We start from the raw sequence: 19,741 nt of genomic DNA, 5'->3' as shown, positions 1-19,741 counted from the left end.
CGTGGCAACGACCAAGTTTCACACGCTCGGCGCTATCCAGATCCCCCGCGGCATGGTCTGGGTGGATGAGTTCGCATGGAGCGCCTACGAGCGAGCCTCCGAGCGCTCGACCACCGGCGCGCTGCTGCTCGATGGTGGCCTGAAGAAGAAGGGCCGCCCGATCACGCTGCAGGGCCAGCAGGACGCGGGTTGGATCAGACGCCAACCTCTCGAGCAATTGGTCGCCCTGGCCGACACCGCGCTGTTCGACACCCACGTCCTGACCCTGGCCGATGGCCGCGTCTTCAACGTGAAGTTTGCGCCCGTGGATCTGCCTGTCTCGGGTGAGCCCATCGCGCGCCCCGAGCTGCCCGCCGCCGACTACCCCTATGTCGCCACCGTGCGACTCATCACCGTATGACCATTCTCGAATCCGATATCAAGCTCGTGGCGGCTCAAGTCATGGACGACGTGCCCGAGGGCGGCGGCGCGCCGACTTCGTCCGTCATCCCGGACGGCAAGAGCAATGCCATCTTCAAAGACATCAGCGAGGTGGACCGCGCACAGGGCGACGTGTCCATCATGAAGGTGGCGGCCACTGTGCAGACGCTCAACACCGATACCGCGCTCGGGGGCACCGTCGTCATCGCCCGGCCGCCGCTCGACCCGAACGTGTCGGCCACGCTGTTCGTCACGAACGACTTCTTCGACCGCCGCGCCGCGATTCAGAGCCGCATCGAGGCCTACACGACCCCGGGCGAGGAATTCACCGGCTACCTGCTCGCGAACCATGTGCAGGGCCAGCGCTCGATGTTGATCTTCCAGCGGCCCGGCGCGACGCCGCCGAACGTGAACAGCACGTTGCAGATCAGCGGCGGCGGCGTGAGCGAGGCCGTGCGCCTCACTGCAGTGAAGGTTGAAGCCCGCACCTACAGCTATTCCACAGGCAATGGGTTTGTGGACTACCCGGCGCAAGTTTGCGTCTGCGAGCTGCAGGACGGCCTCAAGCACGACTACACCGGCACCGGAGCCAATCGTCTTTTCGAGCGCACGCCGACCGCGGCGGCGATCAACCGCATGCTGGTGGCCGACGCGGCACGCTTCTACGGCGTCGCCCGGCTGGTGGTCAACGCCACCACCGGCGACCTGTCGGTGAAGGTGGACCGCATCGACACGCAGATCGCGCCGACCTCCACCACCGAGATCTCGATCACCGACACCTCGGCGGCCGGCTCGTCCATCGCGCTCGTTCGCTCGGGTGCCGGCACTGTCACGCTGACCACCGGCGCGCTGTTCGGGCCGAATGCCACGCTCACGCTCGGCAATCCCTTCTACGCCGGCACGCTGTCGATTGCGACCGCCGCTGGCACCATCACCGACGACGGCGGCCGCCTCAAGCTCGGCGCGCTCACCATCGGCACGGCTTCCTATGTCGGCGGCACGCTGACCTTTGCGAGCGACGCGCCGCAGATCGGTGGCGCGAAAGCCATCACCTTCGGCCCGGCCGCGGCGCCAATTGAGCTGGCCGATTCGGCGTCCATCGCGGTCACTGCGGAAAACCGCCGCGTCAACTATCCGCTGACCATCCTTCCCCCGCCCGCGCCTGGCACGCTGCGCGTCGCCTACCGCGCCGGCGCCAACTGGTACGAGCTGGCCGATGACGGCGCCGGCCGGCTGCGCGGCGCGGATTCGAGCATCGGCTCGGGCACGGTGGACTACGCTACCGGCACCGTCGCGCCGACGCTGGGCGTGCTGCCGGATGTGGGCAGCGAGGTGCTGTACTTCTGGGGCGCGAAGGCCAACTACCGCGACCGCAGCGGCGTGCTGCCCGCCGCCGTGTTGATCCGCCTGGCGCTCGACAATGCCGCCGCGCAGGCCAGCACCATCACGCTGGACTGGAATGACGGTGCGGCCCGGCACGCCAGCGACAACGGCAGCGGCGCGCTCACAGGTGACGGCACGGGGCCGGTCAGCTACGCCACCAGCACCATCGACCTGAAGCCGAACACGCTGCCGGCGTCGTCGGTCGCATTCACGGTGGGCTACACCCATGGCTCGCCGGAAACCAAGGCGTTCCCGGCGCCAGCGCGGGATGTCGATGGCGGTATCACACTAAACCTCGGCAAGACCAACATCGCGCCGCGTTCGCTGGCCTTGAGCTGGAATCTCGTGCTGCTGTCCACCGGCGGCGTGCCGGCGGACATGTGGGTGCCGCAGAACTTCGCTTCCACGAAGACCATCACCGACAACGGCGATGGCAAGCTGGTGGATGGCCTGGGCGTCGAGTTCGGGACGATCACCTACGCGACCGGCATCGCCAAGCTCTACCCCGAGGCGGTCGTGACGGTGCCGGTGCCGCAATGGGCCGTGAACCAGCTCGGCATCTTGGGCACCGTGCTGTCGCCGAGCCTGCCGGGTGCCTTCCGCAACACGCTGACGGGCTACACCTATGTCCCGCTAAATGCCACGCTGCCCGCCGACAGCTCGGCGCTTGTGTCGGCCGATTTCCGGGTGGCCGGCGCCGGCACGGCCAAAAGCCAAGTCTTCAATCAGCCGAAGCTCTCGATTCAGCTTCTGCCGAACGCGAGCGAAGTCGGCGTGCCGGGCAGCGTGAATTTCACGCTGGGCGGGAAGACCTATTTCGACCGGGCCGGCGCGCTTTACACCGACCTCGACCCGGCAACGGGTGCGGCGACGCACGCCGGCACCTACGACTACGCCACCAACACCGCCAGTCTCGACGCCTGGCCGGCTTCGGCGTCGAGCACCGTCACAGTGAACAGCTTGTTGACGGCCCTCAACGGCCAACCGGTCGAGTACGTGGTGTTTCGTACGCCCGTGGCACCCATTGCGCCGGGCACGCTGCAGCTCCTGGCGACCAAGCTCAACGGCGGCACGGTCAACGTCACGGCCGACCTCACGGGCCTCATCAGCGGTGCCAATGTGCGCGGCACCGTGGACGCCTTTACGGGTGTCGGCAAGGTGCGCTTCGGTGATTGGGTGACGGCGGCCGGCCACGAGTCGGAACCGTGGTACGACCCCGAGGCGGTCGGCAGCGACGGCAAGATCTGGAAGCCGGTTCCCGTGTTCGCCAGCACGATCCGCTACAACGCGGTCGCGACCACCTCGCTGCCTGTGGATGCAAACTTGCTCGGGCTCGACCCGGTGCGACTGCCGCCGGATGGCCGCGTACCGATCTACCGCAAAGGCGGCCTCACGGTCATCGGCAACACCAGGCGCCTGCCGGCCGCCGTGGTGTCGAATGGACAGACGCTCAACGCGGGCCGCGAGCGGCTCTCGCGCACGCGGCTCATCGGATCCGATGGCCTGGCTATCGAGACCGGCTACACGCGCAATCTCGACGCCGGCACGCTCACGATCACCGATGCCTCGGGCTTCGCGCAGCCGGTGGTCTACGAGCACACCATCGAGGACATGCTGACGCTCACCGATGTGTCGATCGATGGGCGCCTGTCATTCGCGAGCCGCCTGTCGCATGACTACAGCGCCGGCGACACCTACGTGAGCAGCGCGGTGCGCATGGGCGACGTGAAGGCCCGTGTCTCGCTGCTGTTCGACCAGCAGAGCTGGACGGGCGCATGGTCGGACGCTTTGATCGGCAATGCCGCCGACCCGACTTTCAACGACATCGACTTCCCGATCACCGTCACGAACAAGGGGGCCGTCACTGAGCGGTGGCGCATCCAGATCAATGGCAGCGGCACGGCTTACAGCCTGATCGGCGAGCACCTCGGACAGATCGTGACCGGCCAGAGTCTCACGGCCGATTGCGAGCCTGTCGGCCCCTCGGGCGTGCCGTATATGCGCATCCCTGCGGCCGGCTTCGGTTCGGGCGGCTGGCCCGCCGGCTCCGTCATCCGCTTCAACACCGTGGCGGCCACTTTCCCCTTTGTCGTCATTCGCACCGTGCAGATGGGCGCCGAGACCGTGCTCGATGACTCGTTCGAGCTGCTCGTGCGCATCGGTGTGGACCGTCCCTGAATCCAGCAAGGAAATTTCCCATGACTTCCGTCGTAGACACCTCTGTCAAACCGTTCACCAGCGCCATGGTCGGCGCGCCCCCCGTCAGCGGCGTGGCCGGCTCGGGCATCGCCTGGCTGGACGCGCTGTTGGTGACCGGCTTCGATACCAAGAACCTGACTTCGCTCGTCGTTGCCGGGGGCGTGGCGACCGGTTCTTTCACTGGCACGCACAGCGCGTTCGTTGACTCGGTGGTCACCATCGCAGGCAGCAGCATCGCGGCGCTCAATGGAGAGCAGAAGGTCACGGCGACCGCGGCGGGCGTGGTGAAGTTCGCCACAACTGCTGCAGATGGCGTGGCCTCGGGCGCCATCACCATGAAGATGGCACCGGCGGGTTGGAGCAAGGTTTTCGCCGGCACCAACAAGGCGGTCTACAAGAGCAACGACCCGGCCGGAAGCGGCATGTTCCTTCGCGTGGACGATACGGCTGCCCAGGTGATGCGGATGGTCGGCTACGAAGCGATGTCGGACATCGACACCGGCGTCGGGCCTTTTCCGACCAGCGCGCAGATGAACGGCGGCGGCTATTGGGCCAAGAGCGTCCTCGCATCCTCGGCTGCCGTGGCATGGGCTTTGGTGGCGGACAGCCGCACCCTCTATCACGCGATCCAGGCGGGCACCAGTCAGGGCGCCACGCAGACGATCTCACCGGTGCGAGGCTTCGGCGATCCGATTGCGCTGCGCCCCTCGGGAGACGCGTATTCCACCTTCCTAAGCTACAGCGCCAACTCGACACCAGCCGCCAGCGTTGACGGGTGCCTGGGCAACAACCTGTTTGTGCAGGCCGCGAGCCCGCGCTCTTACGGAGGCCTCGGCAGCGGGGTGATCCATGCCGCACAAAACTGGGGTGGGGGCGGCATCGTCAACTACTACAGCGGAATGACCGATATCCATGGCGCGTTCCCCAATCCGGTGGACGGTGCGTTGTACCTCTGCAAGAAGATTCTTGTCCAGAACGGCACCACGAATCCGCGATCTGAACTGCCGGGCTTCTACGCGCTGACGCAAAGCGGGACGTGGAACACGTTCAAGCTCGGCGACAGGACGCCGGGAACTGGCGTCCTCGCGGGTCGCACGCTCATGGCGATGACCAGTGTCGGCTCGACCGCCAGCATGAACACGGTGCCGAGTGCCTTGACGGCCGGCATCGTCATGGTCGACGTGACGGGTCCGTGGCGCTGACATGGCCGCACACCGGTACTGGCGCATTCGCGGCTTGGAGCCCTACGCGGCCGGGGCGCTCGCCCTTAGCGAGTTGCAGCTCTTCAGCGAGACCACGCGCGTAGATGGCGCGGCTGCGCTGAGCAGCAACATCGCGCCGTCGTCAGGGGCGCTGGCGGACTTGAAAGACAACAGCCTGGCGACCGAGGCCGCTTGGACCGATGCGCGAGCGTTGGTGTTGTCGTGGGACTTCGGCGCGGGAGGCGATGTGGATGTGACCAACATCCTCTTGGGTTCGGCTGACAGCAGTCTCGTCTTTCCGGCGGTGGCGCAATTGCAGTGGTCGGACGATGGTACGACGTGGTCCGACCGCTATCCCACCGCATTCATCGGCATCAGCTGGCCAGGGCCACGGGCCAAGACGGCCAGCACCACGCGCGCTGTCACGGGCAAGCTGCGGTTCGACAAGAGCTGGAGCGATCAGAGCATGGCGGGCGAAACGGTGTATTCGACCGGCGGCGGCGTCGTCCACGGCATCGCGAACGGATACCGGCTCCAACTGTCCACCAGCTCAGTCACCGACGTGAAGGTGCGTTTCGATTCGATGCCCAGCATGGCGGACGTGGACATCACCGCGGTTGTGAACTTGCTGGGCGAGCCCTCTGTCGTTTTTCGCACGTCGTATTGGGCGGCGGCGAACGACACGTTCGGCTACGTGGCCGGCGTGGGCGGGGGCAATGTTTACATCGGAAAGGGCACCAACAGTTCAACGCCCGGCTACACGGCCATCGCAACGGTGGCACATGGGTTGACCGGAAGCGGGGATGTGAAACTGAGGGTGACCATGGTGGGCTCGGCTTACAAGGTCTATGTGAACGACGTGCTGCGGCTCTCGGGCACGGACACTACACACGCCGCTGCAGGAGAGGTTGGCGTGCGTGTCTACAACGGCACGTCCTACTTCAACCAGTTGCAGGTCCGCGAGCCCGAAGAGACGCACCCTCTGATCGTGCTTGAGCCGGCCTTCGCGCGCCTGCAGAAGCCGGTGGCCATTGCGTCGCTCGGCATGACGCCCGCCTACCCGGGCGCCAGTCTGCGTACCTACCGTCAGCGCGCGCGGCCCGACTACGTCACGGGAATACTGGGTCAGGGCATCGGCCGTGTGCGAGGCTTCACGCTCGACTATGTGAGCCCGCTCAACAAGCCCTATTCATGCCGCGTACGCCTGATGCGGGATGTCGACGGTTTGGTGGTGCGCGAGCTGTGGAGCGGTGCCGATGGAAGCTATGACTTCCAGTACATCGATGAGCTGCAGAGCTACACCGTGCTGGCGTACTACCTGGCGCACGGAAAGCTCGCAGTTGTCACCGATGGCCTGACCCTTGCCAATGGCAAGGTGGAGCTGATGCCATGAACGTGCTCGCTATCAACGCGATGTTGGCCGGGCCGGGCCTCCTGGCCTACCTCGGCGAGGGCGCGCGTTTCCTCGTATTCGGCGGTGCGCAGCCGGCCGAAGGCGGCGCCGGCACCACCTTGCTGGCCGCGGCCGTGCTCGCATTGCCTGCGGGCGTCGTGGAGAACGGTCGGCTCTCGCTCGCGCAGGCCGACACGGCGGGCGACCTGGCCGTCGCGACGGGCATCGCAACATGGGGGCGGCTCGAAGTGGCCGGCGGCACATGGGTGGCCGACTTCAGCATGAGCGGGCCGAGCGGAGCGGGGCAGGTCAAGCTCGTGGTGCAGAACCCGCCGGAAGGCGATCCCGAGGCGAAGCTGTATCAGGGCGGAACGTTCTTCATCGGCGAGGTGGTCATCGGTGGCTAATGACCTCATCTTTCGCCGGCCGCCGCCCGGCGGCCCGCCGAACGTTCTCGTGTTCGGCGAGCCGGAGGCGGCAAGTAGCGCGGCCTATGCGCTCGGGCGCATTCCGCTGCCGGGCTTCTTCGTGTCCGGCGCGGCCATGGTCACCATGCCGCCCGTGGCGACAGCCACCGGCGGCATCCCATTGCCCCCGTTCATGCTGAGCGGCACCGTGCGTTATGACAGCGCCACGCAGCGGCCGCTCGTGGGCAAGGTCTCGTCCGGGTGGCAAGTCGCGGTGCCCACCAGTACCGCGATCATGACACGGCACCAGAACGCAGCGCGCGGGAATGCTGGCCGTGTTTCGCGGTGGCAGCGCGCCGAGATCCGGGCGGGCGTCGCGGCCTCGGTGTGGCAAGAGGCCGGCCGGGCGCGCAATGGGGTAGCGGTGCGGCACCAGGCGGCGGGCTCGATCTCGACCTCGGCCGCGCTGCGCTGGCAGGAAGCGGGTCGCGTCCGCAATGCCGCGCGCGTGCGGTGGCAGGCGGCGCAGCAGCTCACGCCGGCGGCGCTGGCTGTCCGGTATCAAGAGGCCGGCCGCCTGCGGCGCGCCGTGCGTTCCAGCTGGCAGGAAGCCGAAGGCCTTGTGCATCGGCATGGCGAGGGCTTCGGCGTGGCGCAGCTCATCGAGCGCGGATGGCTCGCGCGCTGGCAGGCCGCCATGGCGCCGCTGCCGGGCCGCTCGGTCGTCGTGCCGCCCGAGGTCGATCCCTGCCACGTGCCCGACACCACGCTCGTGTTTCGCGGGAAGCAAACGCACAGCACGACGCTCATTTTCTTTTGCGAGCGGCACGGGCCGCCGCCCGGCACCGGACAGACCGTCGTGGTGCCAGTCTTGGAGGTCTATTCCGTGGAAAACAGCATCGCGCTGACGCGCGTGGATGGCGGCGAAGCCATCGAGGCCCGAGGCTTCTCGATGTCGCTCGATGCCGACTCGTGGACTTGGCAATGGAGCGCCACGCTGCCGGGTTCGGCACTGCCGCTCGTGCAAGAGGACAGCAACGGCGACCCGGCCGAGCTGCTGGCAATGGTCAACGGCGTGCCTTATCGGCTCGTGGCGGACAACCCTGCGCGTGATCGACGCTTTGCGCGCGCGGAGGTGCGCGTGCGGGGCAAGGGGCGCGCCGCGCTGCTCGACCAGCCCTTTGTGTCGGAGCAAAACTTCGCGTCTGCCTCGGGGCGGACGGCGGCGCAGCTCATGGCGCTCGCCATGACGATCAACGGCGTTAACAACGGCTGGGCCATCGACTACCGCATCGGTGATTGGTTCGTGCCTGGCGGGACGTGGGCCTTTCAGGGCACGCCGATTGCGGCGGTGCTGGACATCGCGACGGCCGCCGGTGCCATCGTGCAGCCGCACAACACCGAGCCGACGCTGCGCATCCTTCCGCGCTACCCGGCCGCGCCGTGGACGTGGCACACGCTCACGCCCGACTACGTGCTGCCGGCCGATGTGGTCTCGGTCGAAGGCATCGAATGGGTTCGGCGGCCGGCCTACAACCGCGCCTTCATCTATGGCACCACGAGCGGCGGCGTGCGAGGCGACATCACCCGCAGCGGGACGGCCGGCGACTATGACGCGCCCATGGTCACCCATTCGCTGATGACGCACGCCGATGCGGTCATGCAGCGCGGCCTGGCCGAGCTGAGCAACACGGGGCGGCAGGCGCATGTGAGCCTGCGCATGCCGGTGCTGCAGGAAACGGGCTTGATCCTGCCTGGCTCGTTGGTCAGCTACGACGGCGGCGACGCCGTGCGCCTCGGCCTTGTGCGCAGCATCGCGCTCGATGAGGCATGGCCGACGTTGCGTCAGACGCTCACCGTCGAAACCCATGTGGAGGCCTGAGCATGGCACGCAACCTCTACAGCGCATTCCTTGAGCTGCTGCCGGCCAAGCCGCTGCAGATCGCGACCGTGACGGCCGTCGATGGCGACATCGCGCGGCTCGTGCTTCCTGGCGGCGGCGTGCTCACGGCGCGCGGCGCCGGCGGGCGCGCCATCGGTGCCGAGGTGTTCGTCCGCGATGGCGTGATCGAAGGCGACGCGCCCGCCGACATGCCGCTCGTGCAATTCCAAATCTGAAGAGAGAAGAGGTCATTCATGGACATGGGCGACATCGCCGGCAATCCGATTGCACAGCTTGCATTCCTCATTCTCTCGGCCGCCGGCGGCTATCAGGTGTGGCGCAAGCAGCAGCCGACCGACGCAAAGGAACGGGCCGACAGCGAGGGCCAGATTGCGGCCCTGGGGACGTGGAAGGAACTGCTCGAAGGCGAGCGCGCCGCGCGCGTGAAGGCCGAAGAGCGGGCCGACAAGTTCGCGGCCGAGCGCAACGAAGCATTGAAAGAGTTGTGGGAAATGAAGGGGCAGATCAAGGCCATGAACGACACGCTTGCCGCGCAGACGGCCGAGCTGAGTTCTTTGCGCGATCAGGTCCGCCAACTGAAGGAGCAACTGCATGCACAGTGATTCGCACATTGATTCGGATCGCGCGGCGCTCGAAGTCTTGCCGCGCGTGCGCCCGCCGCGCCAGTGGCGCCGGTTCTTCGAAACCGTGGGCGTCGTCGGAAGCCTGTTCCTCGGCGGCTTCGGCTCGGGCTACTTCTGGGCCGCCCGGACGGCCGAAGTGCAGATGACGCGCCAGCGGGAGGACCACCTCGCGGAGATTGCCCGGCTGCGCGAGGCCTTCGGCGACCGCCTCTCTTCGCTGACGGGCCGCGTCAACCGCGCCGCCGACACCGCGGCGAGCGCTGCGCAGACCGCGGGCGAGGCCGCGACCACGGCGCAGACCGCTGCACAAACCGCCAACCAGGCCGCGAAGACCGCGGCGAAGGAACTGAAGAAACCATGATCGACACGCAAACCCTCATCGACTGCACCGGCGCCGCGCGCGCCGACGCCGAGCGCTACACCCTGCACCTGGCGGACGGAATGAACCGATTCGGCATTCACTCCGTCAACGCAATGGCGGTTTTCTTCGGGCAGCTCGCCATCGAATCCGACGCGCTGCAGAAGGTCGAAGAGAACCTCAACTACACGACGCCGGCGCGGCTGCGCGAGATCTTCCCGAGCCTGTTCGTCAAGGGCGGCTACCGGGCTGAAGAGTACGTGCGCAACCCCCGAGGGCTGAGCATGCTTCGCTACAAGGGCTTCCATGGGCGCGGCCTCATCCAGCTCACCTGGGAAGATGCTTATATCGCCGCCGGCCATGCGCTCGGCGCTGACTTCCGCCGCAATCCCGAACTGCTGCTGCAGCCGCAATATGCGGCGCAGTCGGCGTGCTGGTTTTTCGCGGTGTTCAAGGACTGTTTGCCGGCGGCCGAGCGGGGCGATGTCTACGACGTGACCGGTCCCGTAAATGGTCCCGCACGTCTGAAGCTCGCAGAGCGCAAGGCGATCACCGCGCGTGCGTACAGGGTGCTGAGCCAATGAAGTTCCTCGACATCGTGCCTTCGTGGCTCTGGGCGCTGTTGCTCGCGCTTGCGCTCGGCGTGACAGGCATCGAGCGCACACAGGTGCTGAAGGCGAAGGCCGACGTGTCCAGGGTACAAAAAGCCGTCTCCGACGAAAAGCTCGACCGTCAGGCCGAGAACACCCGCCGCGCGCTTGCCGCGCTCGAAGACTTGCAGCGCGTGCTCGCGATGCAAGCCGCCCATGCCAAAGCTCAACAGGAAAACGTCGATGCCTACGAAAAGAATATGGCCGTGCTCGATGGCCACCGCCGCGCTGCTGCTGGCGATGCTGAGCGGATGCGCAAGCAATTCGCCGCCTACGCCTCCCGTGATCGGGACCAAGCCGCAAGCGACCCCGCTGCCTGCCAGCGTGTCGAGGATCGATCCGCGGTCCTCGGCGACCTGGCTGCGCGAGGTGCAGAGCTACTTCGAAACGGTCGACTCATTGTTGAACAGCGAGACGCCGAACTAGGGGTGCTGCTGGGCATCGTAGGCAACGATCGTGCACTCATAGCGCCGGCGCCGCGGTAAACTGCGGCGTGTTCGGGGCCTGAGAATCCCGACAGCGCCGATGCGATGTCGGCGCATCGCCAGTCGGTCGAGCCGCTGGCGCCCGAGCTGCGCCAAGCGTCAACGGGGGATCACTTCAACGTGGAACCCTATGACGGATTCAATCGCTCTTCGCACTTTCAGAAAGTGGGCCTTCAGCGCGCAAGGCCGCCTGTGCTTCTATTGCAAGCACCCCATGTGGCTGCGTAAGCCAGCAGCCTTCGGAAAGCGGCACGGAATTTCGGCGCACCACCTGGGCCTTTTCCAACTGACCGCCGAGCATCTCCATGCTCAGTGTGATGGTGGTCAGGACACCCCGGCTAATATCGTTGCGGCCTGCGCGTTCTGCAACAACCAGCGTCATGCCATGTTCCCCAAGGCCCCTGATGCGCAGACCTACGAGACCTTCGTGCTTTTGTGCGTGGCCGCTGGTCTATGGCACCAGCACGCTGGGAGCTAGGCGCTTGTCTGCGAGTTGCTAAAAGCCCCTCTGAGGCGGACGCTGCGAACATCATCCGAAGCGCGCCCAGCCTTCGAGTTCGGGATTTTCGTTTGTGGTTGCCTAGAAGTAGCCCGGGGAACGGCCCGATGCTGTTCGTGGGTCGTAAGGGACTCGGCGCATCGGCCGCCGGGTGATGATCTCCGCAATCTTCTGGGCCTCAAGCGATGTGGTCAACTCGCGCTCTCTGGCTTGGCGGCGCGACTCTGCAGGATCGGCATGGCCGATAGGATCGTCCTCGAAGACGCTGTGCGTGATCACGACGGGCCGGCACCACCAGGTCTGCGGATAGTTGTCGGACCGGATGTTCTTCATGCCGCGGCCGCGCGGCACCACCTCGATGCCGCTGATCAAGATGCCGCCGTTGATCTTGCGTAGGCGCGCCCGATCCAGTACCGGGATGATGTACGTCTCTTCGTCAGCGCGCAGCAGCATGGCCGTCCAGATGCCGGCGCCATGCCGAGGGGAGGGCACGCGCTCGATGTAGACCAAGTCGCCGACGGCGCGCGTGTGCCGCACCGCTTCCTTGGAGGGCAGAGTGTTGCCCTCGAAGCGCGTGCGGAACACCTCGTACAGTACTTTGGTTGACACTGTTTAAATATACAGTAGTATTCAACCCATGGAAAACGTGCCGGACAACTTGTGGATCGCTGCGTGCGCCCACCGGCTGCAGCGGCAGTGGCATACGGTGGACCCCGAGCAGCTCGAGGAAGTCGCGCGCGACCTGGCGCAGGTTCCGCGCCTGCGCGCGATGGATCCTGGGTCGGCGGCGCTCGATTGGCTACGCCCGATCAACGATCTCGAGTAGACCGAGCGACCTCGCTGTTTTTCAAGTTGCGTCGCAGAATCCGCTCCATGTGCACCCGTTACATCTCCCCGGAAGAGCGCGAGATCGAGGCCGTCTGGCGCATCGACCGAAGGTCCAACCAGCGCAAGGACTGGGAGCACCTGCTAACGGTATTTCCGCTGTCGCTGGCCAGCTTCATCCGCCGGGCCGATGAGGTGGAGTACGCGCGCGAGCTCGTCGTGGGGCAGTGGGGCATGATTCCGCCCTGGTCCAAAACCCATGTGCCGACCACGGCACGCGGCACGCGCTTGAGCACGGTCAACGCGCGCACTGAAGGCATGGAGAAGTCGCCGACCTACAAGGACGCCTGGGCCCGCGGCAAGCGCTGCATCATCCCGGCCGCGAGCTTCGATGAGCCGAATTGGGAAACCGGAAAGAACGTCTGGTGGAGGTTCCGCCGCGCCGATGGTGCGCCGTGGGGCCTGGCGGGCCTGTGGAACACCTGGATCGACAAGGAGACGGGAGAGGTCTGGGACAACTACACCATGCTCACGCTCAACGCTGACGGCCACCCGCTGATGGGCCGGATGCACAAGCCCGATCCGAAGCTGCCGGTTGATCAGCAGGACAAGCGAAGCCTGATCCCGCTCGAGGTGCACGACTTCGACCGCTGGCTGACCTGCACGGTCGAGGAGGCGAGGGCAATGCTGAAGGTGCCGCCGGTCGAACTGTTCGACGCGGGTCCGGTGCCGGCATCAGCCGCCGCCGAACTTGGGAAGCCCGAACCCGAAGCCGAAAGCAGCTGAGGCCTTCTTCTTCGGCTCGGGAGGCTCCTCGCGCGGCCCTTGGTCGAGATCATCGATCATCTCCTGCAGCGCGAGCAGGCCTTCGGCCATGGCTTCCCTGTACGTGGGCTGCCATTCATCGGCGGCATTCAGGTCGTGCCAGATCGAGAGGCCTTCGGCAGCTTCGGCAAGCACCCATTGAAACCAGCCTGCCTCTGGCTCTTCGACGTAGACCGAGATGCGGCGCAGCGGAGTGGTCGCCTTCGCGCGTTTCGTGGCCATGCCTATCCCTCGCCTGGCATCTCGAACGTCACTGCGAAGCTCGCCAGCTCGGCAACCTTGCGTGGGTCGATGCTCACGCCGATCGGCATCAGGCGTTCGGCAAGCGCATAGATGAACTCGTGATCCGCGCGTCCTTCGCACAGCTCGTAGTAGGCGCGGCTAAACTCATTGATCCACGCCACATCAAGGGGGAGACCGACGTCGAACTTCGTCGCTGGTTTGGGCTTCCACATGGGCCCTATCCTACTGGGCTGGTGTCTTCGTCGTCGCCCGGGGCGCGCGGACCGATGCGCTCGTCTGGCGCGTAGCGCACCAATGCCTGCACGCCATCGTTGAGTGCATCGAGCCACATTTCATAAGGTTCCTCTGCCGCGTCGAGCTCAAGCCAATGCGAGGCGTCGTCGCCTTCCTCCATGAGCACCCAGTAGTAGTGCCCCGGATCCGGTTCGTCTACGTGAACTGAGATCCGGCGAACGTGGGACATCACCTGTCCCCGGCTAGGTACTTTCGGACGGCCTCGGCGGAGTTGCCAACAGCTTTCACGGCGTCGCGCAGCTGAGTTTCGCTGCAGCCGAGCGACTCGGTCCATGAGCGCAATTCGTGCGGCTCCTCGAGCGAGATGAGCTTGCGGTCCAGCCCGGTCTTTTTGGTGTCATCGGTCATCTGATTCTCCGGTCAACGCGCGGAAGGCCCGTCGCAAAGCCACGATGACGCCGGCACCGGATGACGGCTATGCTCATTTGCCGTCTTTTGCTGACGGCGGCTCTCCTACGGAGGCTGGCTATGCAGCGGGTGCTTCTGCCTTCTGCAAAGCCTTATTGACAAGAGTTCGTTGTCCAGCTGAAAGCGCCTGCATCAGGTACTCTTGTACATTGACGTGCAAACCCAAAAATATCTCTTTTTCCGAAAAGATGCACAGAGCCAAACAGACTTTCTGAACCGCAAGAAGGTCCTTGAAAATCGCTGCCCCTTGGTCATTTAAAAGGCGGATGTCGTTGAGGGTTTCTCGTAAGACCAATGTTCTAGATGAAGTGCTATGTACGGCTGTTGACAGCTCAGCATACCGCTGCGGGAGACTGGTCATCAGAGATTTTAAATCTCCTTGAAAACACGTGAGCCAGCTACAGTGCTCTCGTAGGTTTTTCATTTCCTGATGGTACTTGTCTCGCGTGTGTAGCCATTCGTATTCGACCGGATGGTCTCGGAAGTAGTGATGTCTCCAGAAATTTTCTATGACACTGCGCAGGTAGAATCTTGCTCCGCGTGCGTCGCCGCCGACTAAGACGTGGACCAAATGAATGGCATCAGAAGAGAGCTCTTGAAAGAATATGCGCTGATGTGGCTCCAGGGCGCCCATTGCGCGCGCAAAATACAGAAAGCACATCGCGTATTTGTGGGCAGAGGCGATAACTGCTCGCTGTCGCGCGGGATCATGAAGGCGGCTTTTTTCTGCAGCATCCCAATAAGCTTTGAAGTCGCTTTTGATTTGCGTGCCGGTAGTTGACGGAGTCGGCGCAAGCCTGCTCACTACATTTCCTTAATGAGTTTTTTCCATTGGCCGATGAAGTTGTTTGGGCTTCCATTCAACTTTTCGGCGAGGCGGAGTTGAAACGCTTCAAGCTCCTTCTCCGGAAGAATCGTAGCAAGATCAACCACCCGGCCGATATATCGATCCCGCGATTCCTTGGGGCGTGGCTGCAATGCCGCAGGCGCAACCGAAGAAATGTCACTGATGCTCGGGAACATCGCCTTGTTGGCGAAGATCTCGTGAAGTGACCTTAGGAAGTTGCCGCGGTTTCTGAGCTGTGCCGTGGACAACTTGGGCCGATCAGGCTCGAGGTGTATGACCGGCTCTGCTGCGACCGCCTTGCCCGAGGCCTGACGGCGTCCTCCGTTCGACTGGTGCAGCTGCATCAACGCATCGATTGCCATTCGAATACCCCGCTCATTCGCTGACGAGAGGCCGTCTCTCATCGCTAATAGATCAGCGTCCGTGAACTCGGCTGCCAATTCATATAGTTTGGCAACGAGGTAGAGGTATTTCTGGCGAGGGCTTAAATTGTTCAAAGCTGTTCCTTGACGCGCTTTACAAACTCCGCGCAGATGTTAGTGAGAGCGAGCTTGACCTCTGGAAACTTCCCCCCCTTTTCAAAGTACTGCAAAGGCATATTGGCCTCCACTGCCTCTGCGACACCTGTAGTCTGGTGAATCGTATTTTGGAAAACTTCCCCCGGGTAACTATCTCGGACTTGCTGCATTGTTGCGGTCATGGACTCGGTCGGCCTAACCTGCGTAAACACAAGGCCTAAACGCGGAAGCTCTTGTCCTGATCGCTCTTCGTAGTCGAGCATTGCGCGCTCAAGAAGCGGGAGTCCCAGCACCGATAGCGGGTCGGGCTTGACGGGGACGAGATAAGCATCCGACGCTAAAAAGGCGCTGTAGCTAAAAAGGGATGCGGTCGGAGGGCAATCGATCAGTATGTAGTCGAAATTTCCTCGGACCTTTTCGAGAAAAACTCGCAGTCGATTTTCTGTGCCGCGCGGCGCAGCATCCAGTTTCATCAAATCCAGAATGGACGGGAGGATGTGTAGGGTCGTACCATTCTTTTTAACGGGAATGAGAGTGGTCTTGTCCGTTGGTTTGCTGGCTGCAGGTTGATTCCCTGTGCTGGCTCCTGATGCTGACATAGATGTCGGCATGAAAACATTCAGGATGGTATGTTTTTGCCTCACCCAAGTGAGATAGGTGGGCGCATCAACGATCCATTGAGTGGCGTTAAATTGCGGGTCAATGTCGACCAGTAAGACCCGATTTCTTTTTGCCAGCTCCCATGCGAGCCCTACCGCAAGAGTCGTCTTTCCGACGCCGCCCTTCATGTTGATCAACGAGACAATTTTGGCGGCGGACATCGGGAACTCCTTCTTAGCGGGCGATCCTAACGCAAGTAAAGCGGCGCCCTGACGATGTTGCGTGCGTGTCTGCGACGCCCAGTCCCCCGTTGCGGTCCCTTGCCAAGCGGCAGATAGGGGCAACGCGATCCGCAGCGGCGGTTCAGGTGTTTCATGAAGCGGGGCACATGCCCCGAGTAGAATCGCTCGTCGCTAAGCGCTACAGTTGGTAGCTAGCGGTTGGTGTAACTGCTATGTCGTTGATCCATAAGGGAAATAGATTCCCTTACAAGGCGTAGGTCGGGGGTTCGAGCCCCTCAGCACCCACCACCACCCGATGCAAAGGCGAACACAGGTTCGCCTTTTTTATTGCCGTCCCGACATCCGTCGCAAAAGAGTGTTCAAGCATGTTTGATTTCTTCCGCAAGTACAACAAGATCGTCATGATTTTCTTGTTCTTGCTGATCATTCCCTCGTTCGTCCTCTTTGGCGTGGAGCGCTATCAGGGCTCCGGCGGCGAAGTGAAGGTTGCGCGGGTCGATGGCCAGAACATCACCCGGCCCGAGTGGGATGCGCAGCATCGCCTCGAGACCGACCGCATCCGCCAGCAGTCGCCCAACGTCGATCCAACGCTGCTCGAATCCGACGTGATGCGCTATGCCACGCTGGAGCGCATGGTGCGCGACCGCGTGCTCGCCGCGGCAGCGGCCAAGTCGAACGTGACCATCTCCGAAGAGCGGCTGTCGCGCATCTTCGCGCAGGACACGGGCCTTGCGGCCTTCCGCACGCCGGACGGCAAGTTCGACCGCGAGAGCTTCCAGCGCGTCACCGGCCGCACGCCGGAGCAGTACGAGGCGTCGATGCGCGCCGAACTGGCCACGCAGCAGATGCTGCTGGGCATCACGGGCACGGCCTTCGCGCCGCCCGCGCTGGCTGCGGCAACCATCAACGCCTTCTACGACCGGCGCGAGATCCAGGTCGCGCGCTTCAGCCCCGAGAGCTTCGCGTCCAAGGTGACCGTGAGCGATGCCGACGTGGAGGCCTACTACAAGGCCCACACCGCGCAGTTCCAGGCGCCCGAGCAGGCCAGCATCGAGTACCTGGTGCTCGACCTCGAAGCCGCCAAGAAGAACATCTCGGTGAACGAGGCCGACCTCAAGACCTACTACGAGCAGAACACGGCGCGCTTCGGCACCAAGGAAGAGCGCCGCGCAAGCCACATCCTGATCACCGCGCCGGCCAGCGCACCGGCAGCCGACCGCGCCAAGGCCAAGGCCAAGGCGGAGCAATTGCTTGCCGAAGTGAAGAAGGCGCCCGCCACCTTCGCCGACGTCGCGCGCAAGAATTCGCAGGATCCCGGATCGGCGGAGAAGGGCGGCGACCTCGACTTCGTGACGCGCGGCGCAATGGTCAAGCCTTTCGAGGATGCGCTGTTCGCACTCAAGAAGGGCGACATCAGCGACGTGGTCGAAACCGAGTTCGGCTACCACATCATCCGCCTCGCCGACATCAAGCCGGCCGTGGTGCCGCCGTTCGAGCAGGTGCGCGCCACCATCGAGAACGAAGTCCGTTCGCAGCAGGCGACGCAGGAATTCGCGAAGGCCGCCGAAACCTTCACCGATGCGGTCTACCAGCAGCCCGACAGCCTCAAGCCCGCGGCGGAAAAGCTGAAGCTCACGATCCAGACGGCCAGCAACGTCTCGCGCACGCCGCCGCCGGGCGCCGCCGGCGTGCTCGCGAACCGCAATTTCCTGAACGCGCTGTTCGCGGCCGATTCGCTGGACCGCAAGCAGAACACCGAAGCCATCGAAGTCGGCTCCAACCAGCTCGCGGCGGGCCGCGTGACGCAGTACACGCCCGCGCATCCGATGCCGCTGGCCGAGGTCAAGGACAAGATCCGTGCGCAGCTCATCACCGAGCGCGCCGCGGTCATGGCCAAGGCCGAGGGCGAAGCCAAGCTCGCCGCCTGGACCGCCAAGGCCGACGGCGCCACCTTCGGCGCACCGGTCACGGTGTCGCGCCGCGAAGCGCAGGCCCAGCCCCTTGCCGTCATCGATGCCGCATTGCGCGCCGATGCGTCCAAGCTGCCCGCGCTGGTGGGCGTGGACCTGGGCACGCAAGGCTACGCAGTGGTCCGCGTGACCAAGGTGGTTCCGCGCACGCCGTCGGCGCCCGAACAAACGCAGCAGGAGAACGCGCAGGTCGGCCAGTCGGTGGCTGCGGCGGAAGAAGTTGCGTACTACAACCTGCTGAAGGAACGCTTCAAGGCCGAGATCCTCGTGCCGAAGCCGGCGGAGACGCTGCCGATGGCCCGCTGACCCGGGCTTGTTGCGCGCCGTGTCGCCTCCGGCTCAGTTGCCGGGACGCGACCACGTATTTCGTCGCACGTGGGACAAGCGCAAGGTGCGCTTGTCGCCAGAATCCCGTGCATGGGAACCCTCTATCTCGTGCGCCACGGCCAAGCCAGTTTCGGCGCCGCCGACTATGACAAGCTGAGCGAGCTCGGACACAGGCAGTCCGTGCGCCTTGGCGAATACTGGCGGGAGCGCGGCATGCATTTCGATGCCGTGATCACCGGCACCCTGAAGCGCCATCGCCAGACGTGGGAAGGCATTGCCGAGGGGCTCGGGCTGAAGCGCGACGATGTGCTGGCGTGGCCCGGGCTCAACGAGTACGACAGCGAGGCGGTCATCGCCACCATCCACGAAGGCAAGCTCGAGAAGCCCGACTCGCCCGAGATGTACCGCCACCACTTCCGCCTCTTGCGCGACGGCCTCGGCGCCTGGATGCAGGGCCGGACCCAGCCCGCCGGCATGCCGAGCTATGTCGACTTCCTGGCGGGCGTGACGACGGCGCTCGACCATGTGCGCGGCCGCCACCACGGCGCCAAGGTGCTGGTGGTGTCGAGCGGCGGACCGATCAGCACGGCCGTGGGCCATGTGCTGGGCACGAGCGCCGAGACGACGATCGAACTGAACCTGCGCATCCGGAACACCGCGGTGACGGAGTTTGCCTTCACGCCCAAGCGGCACATGCTCGTCACCTACAACACGCTGCCGCACCTGGACGCTCCGGCCTACGAAGGCTGGGTGACCTACGCCTGAGCGTCTGCAGCAGCGGCTGCATCAGGCCTGCCAGACGCCGTAGCCGCTCTTGCGCAGCGCGATGCCGAGCTCGACCTCCATCGAGCGCGCGTCCTCGTAGCTCATCGGGTTGTAGCGTTCGTAGAGCGCGGGCAGCAGCCTGAGGCCGAAGGCCTGGACGAAGCTGTTGGCCTGGATGCCGGCCTTGTGCTTGTCGAAGCGGATGTCGGGGTCGAGCCCCGTCATTCCGACGTAGACGAAGGGCTTGCCGAGCTGGTAGTCGGGATTGGCGCGCCTGAACCGGCCATGGTTCCAGACGCGGTCATCGAGTTCGACCACGTAGACGTGGTGCTTCGCCCGTGGTTTGCGCGGCATC

General features: G+C 64.6%; 26 protein-coding genes. 16 read left to right on the top strand and 10 right to left on the bottom strand.

Features of this window, described 5'->3' with window-relative positions:
• Position 1: 1 nt before the first annotated feature.
• From VPA02S_RS03640 to VPA02S_RS03590, 11 genes are read left to right on the top strand one after another with little or no spacing between them, the layout of a single operon-like run.
• Positions 2-400, top strand: coding sequence for a hypothetical protein (locus tag VPA02S_RS03640; protein WP_244883366.1), 399 nt, complete (start codon positions 2-4; stop codon positions 398-400).
• The gene (locus tag VPA02S_RS03635) at positions 397-3,981 is read left to right on the top strand and encodes a hypothetical protein (RefSeq protein ID WP_062362212.1); all 3,585 of its coding nucleotides are present in this window, start codon (positions 397-399) and stop codon (positions 3,979-3,981) included. The genes VPA02S_RS03640 and VPA02S_RS03635 overlap by 4 nt, the downstream gene beginning before the upstream one ends.
• Before the next feature lie 20 nt (positions 3,982-4,001).
• Positions 4,002-5,204, top strand: coding sequence for a hypothetical protein (locus VPA02S_RS03630; RefSeq protein WP_062362209.1), 1,203 nt, complete (start codon positions 4,002-4,004; stop codon positions 5,202-5,204).
• Between the two features lies 1 nt (position 5,205).
• Positions 5,206-6,597, top strand: a complete 1,392-nt coding sequence (locus VPA02S_RS03625) for a hypothetical protein (protein WP_062362206.1) — start codon at positions 5,206-5,208, stop codon at positions 6,595-6,597.
• On the top strand, positions 6,594-7,004 hold the full coding sequence (locus VPA02S_RS03620; RefSeq protein ID WP_062362203.1) for a hypothetical protein: 411 nt from the start codon (positions 6,594-6,596) through the stop codon (positions 7,002-7,004). Before VPA02S_RS03625 ends, VPA02S_RS03620 begins: the two co-directional genes overlap by 4 nt.
• Entirely contained in the window at positions 6,997-8,886 is a 1,890-nt protein-coding gene (locus tag VPA02S_RS03615; RefSeq protein ID WP_062362201.1) for a hypothetical protein, read from the top strand. The genes VPA02S_RS03620 and VPA02S_RS03615 overlap by 8 nt, the downstream gene beginning before the upstream one ends.
• 2 nt (positions 8,887-8,888) lie before the next feature.
• Positions 8,889-9,122, top strand: a complete 234-nt coding sequence (locus tag VPA02S_RS03610; protein ID WP_062362199.1) for a hypothetical protein — start codon at positions 8,889-8,891, stop codon at positions 9,120-9,122.
• A gap of 18 nt (positions 9,123-9,140) precedes the next feature.
• Positions 9,141-9,509 (top strand): hypothetical protein, encoded by a 369-nt coding sequence (locus tag VPA02S_RS03605; protein WP_062362196.1) that lies wholly within the window; start codon positions 9,141-9,143, stop codon positions 9,507-9,509.
• Positions 9,499-9,891, top strand: a complete 393-nt coding sequence (locus VPA02S_RS03600) for a hypothetical protein (protein WP_062362194.1) — start codon at positions 9,499-9,501, stop codon at positions 9,889-9,891. Before VPA02S_RS03605 ends, VPA02S_RS03600 begins: the two co-directional genes overlap by 11 nt.
• Positions 9,888-10,472, top strand: coding sequence for a glycoside hydrolase family 19 protein (locus VPA02S_RS03595; RefSeq protein WP_062362191.1), 585 nt, complete (start codon positions 9,888-9,890; stop codon positions 10,470-10,472). Before VPA02S_RS03600 ends, VPA02S_RS03595 begins: the two co-directional genes overlap by 4 nt.
• Entirely contained in the window at positions 10,469-11,023 is a 555-nt protein-coding gene (locus VPA02S_RS03590) for a hypothetical protein (RefSeq protein WP_062362188.1), read from the top strand. Before VPA02S_RS03595 ends, VPA02S_RS03590 begins: the two co-directional genes overlap by 4 nt.
• A gap of 139 nt (positions 11,024-11,162) precedes the next feature.
• Here VPA02S_RS03590 and VPA02S_RS32160 read toward each other — a convergent pair whose 3' ends face one another.
• Positions 11,163-11,405 (bottom strand): hypothetical protein, encoded by a 243-nt coding sequence (locus VPA02S_RS32160; RefSeq protein WP_244883497.1) that lies wholly within the window; start codon positions 11,403-11,405, stop codon positions 11,163-11,165.
• On the opposite strand from VPA02S_RS32160, the gene VPA02S_RS03585 reads away from it, so the two are divergent.
• The gene (locus tag VPA02S_RS03585; RefSeq protein WP_244883481.1) at positions 11,310-11,501 is read left to right on the top strand and encodes an HNH endonuclease; all 192 of its coding nucleotides are present in this window, start codon (positions 11,310-11,312) and stop codon (positions 11,499-11,501) included. The genes VPA02S_RS32160 and VPA02S_RS03585 overlap by 96 nt on opposite strands.
• Before the next feature lie 102 nt (positions 11,502-11,603).
• On the opposite strand, the gene VPA02S_RS03580 is transcribed toward VPA02S_RS03585, so the two are convergent.
• Entirely contained in the window at positions 11,604-12,131 is a 528-nt protein-coding gene (locus tag VPA02S_RS03580) for a hypothetical protein (protein WP_155736552.1), read from the bottom strand.
• Between the two features lie 28 nt (positions 12,132-12,159).
• Between VPA02S_RS03580 and VPA02S_RS03575 the strand changes: the two genes are divergently transcribed.
• Both VPA02S_RS03575 and VPA02S_RS03570 read left to right on the top strand, forming a co-directional pair.
• On the top strand, positions 12,160-12,348 hold the full coding sequence (locus VPA02S_RS03575; RefSeq protein ID WP_062362183.1) for a hypothetical protein: 189 nt from the start codon (positions 12,160-12,162) through the stop codon (positions 12,346-12,348).
• A 47-nt stretch (positions 12,349-12,395) separates the two neighbouring features.
• On the top strand, positions 12,396-13,133 hold the full coding sequence (locus VPA02S_RS03570) for an SOS response-associated peptidase (RefSeq protein WP_062362181.1): 738 nt from the start codon (positions 12,396-12,398) through the stop codon (positions 13,131-13,133).
• Here the strand turns inward: VPA02S_RS03570 and VPA02S_RS03565 are convergent.
• The 7 genes from VPA02S_RS03565 to VPA02S_RS31250 form a co-directional block, all read right to left on the bottom strand.
• A complete protein-coding gene (locus VPA02S_RS03565; protein ID WP_062362179.1) occupies positions 13,083-13,394 on the bottom strand; it encodes a hypothetical protein in 312 nt (103 codons plus the stop codon). The genes VPA02S_RS03570 and VPA02S_RS03565 overlap by 51 nt on opposite strands.
• 2 nt (positions 13,395-13,396) lie before the next feature.
• Positions 13,397-13,627, bottom strand: coding sequence for a hypothetical protein (locus VPA02S_RS03560; protein ID WP_155736551.1), 231 nt, complete (start codon positions 13,625-13,627; stop codon positions 13,397-13,399).
• Between the two features lie 5 nt (positions 13,628-13,632).
• A complete protein-coding gene (locus VPA02S_RS31255) occupies positions 13,633-13,878 on the bottom strand; it encodes a hypothetical protein (RefSeq protein ID WP_081247489.1) in 246 nt (81 codons plus the stop codon).
• Positions 13,878-14,057 (bottom strand): DUF3606 domain-containing protein, encoded by a 180-nt coding sequence (locus VPA02S_RS03555; RefSeq protein WP_062362165.1) that lies wholly within the window; start codon positions 14,055-14,057, stop codon positions 13,878-13,880. Before VPA02S_RS03555 ends, VPA02S_RS31255 begins: the two co-directional genes overlap by 1 nt.
• Positions 14,058-14,175: 118 nt before the next feature.
• A complete protein-coding gene (locus VPA02S_RS31670; RefSeq protein ID WP_155736550.1) occupies positions 14,176-14,922 on the bottom strand; it encodes a hypothetical protein in 747 nt (248 codons plus the stop codon).
• Entirely contained in the window at positions 14,922-15,461 is a 540-nt protein-coding gene (locus VPA02S_RS03550; protein ID WP_155736549.1) for a hypothetical protein, read from the bottom strand. Before VPA02S_RS03550 ends, VPA02S_RS31670 begins: the two co-directional genes overlap by 1 nt.
• Positions 15,458-16,303, bottom strand: a complete 846-nt coding sequence (locus tag VPA02S_RS31250) for a ParA family protein (protein ID WP_081247488.1) — start codon at positions 16,301-16,303, stop codon at positions 15,458-15,460. Before VPA02S_RS31250 ends, VPA02S_RS03550 begins: the two co-directional genes overlap by 4 nt.
• A gap of 386 nt (positions 16,304-16,689) precedes the next feature.
• Here VPA02S_RS31250 and VPA02S_RS03540 point away from each other — a divergent pair, with 386 nt between their 5' ends.
• Together VPA02S_RS03540 and VPA02S_RS03535 are read left to right on the top strand one after the other, a co-directional pair.
• Positions 16,690-18,600 (top strand): SurA N-terminal domain-containing protein, encoded by a 1,911-nt coding sequence (locus tag VPA02S_RS03540; protein ID WP_028256153.1) that lies wholly within the window; start codon positions 16,690-16,692, stop codon positions 18,598-18,600.
• 111 nt (positions 18,601-18,711) lie between these two features.
• Positions 18,712-19,386 (top strand): histidine phosphatase family protein, encoded by a 675-nt coding sequence (locus VPA02S_RS03535; protein ID WP_028256152.1) that lies wholly within the window; start codon positions 18,712-18,714, stop codon positions 19,384-19,386.
• Between the two features lie 21 nt (positions 19,387-19,407).
• On the opposite strand, the gene VPA02S_RS03530 is transcribed toward VPA02S_RS03535, so the two are convergent.
• A complete protein-coding gene (locus tag VPA02S_RS03530) occupies positions 19,408-19,740 on the bottom strand; it encodes a hypothetical protein (protein WP_012746933.1) in 333 nt (110 codons plus the stop codon).
• Between the last annotated feature and the right edge of the window lies 1 nt (position 19,741).

This window comes from Variovorax paradoxus NBRC 15149 (assembly GCF_001591365.1).
Taxonomy (GTDB): domain Bacteria; phylum Pseudomonadota; class Gammaproteobacteria; order Burkholderiales; family Burkholderiaceae_C; genus Variovorax; species Variovorax paradoxus.
This window is presented reverse-complemented; position numbering and strand designations above follow the sequence as displayed.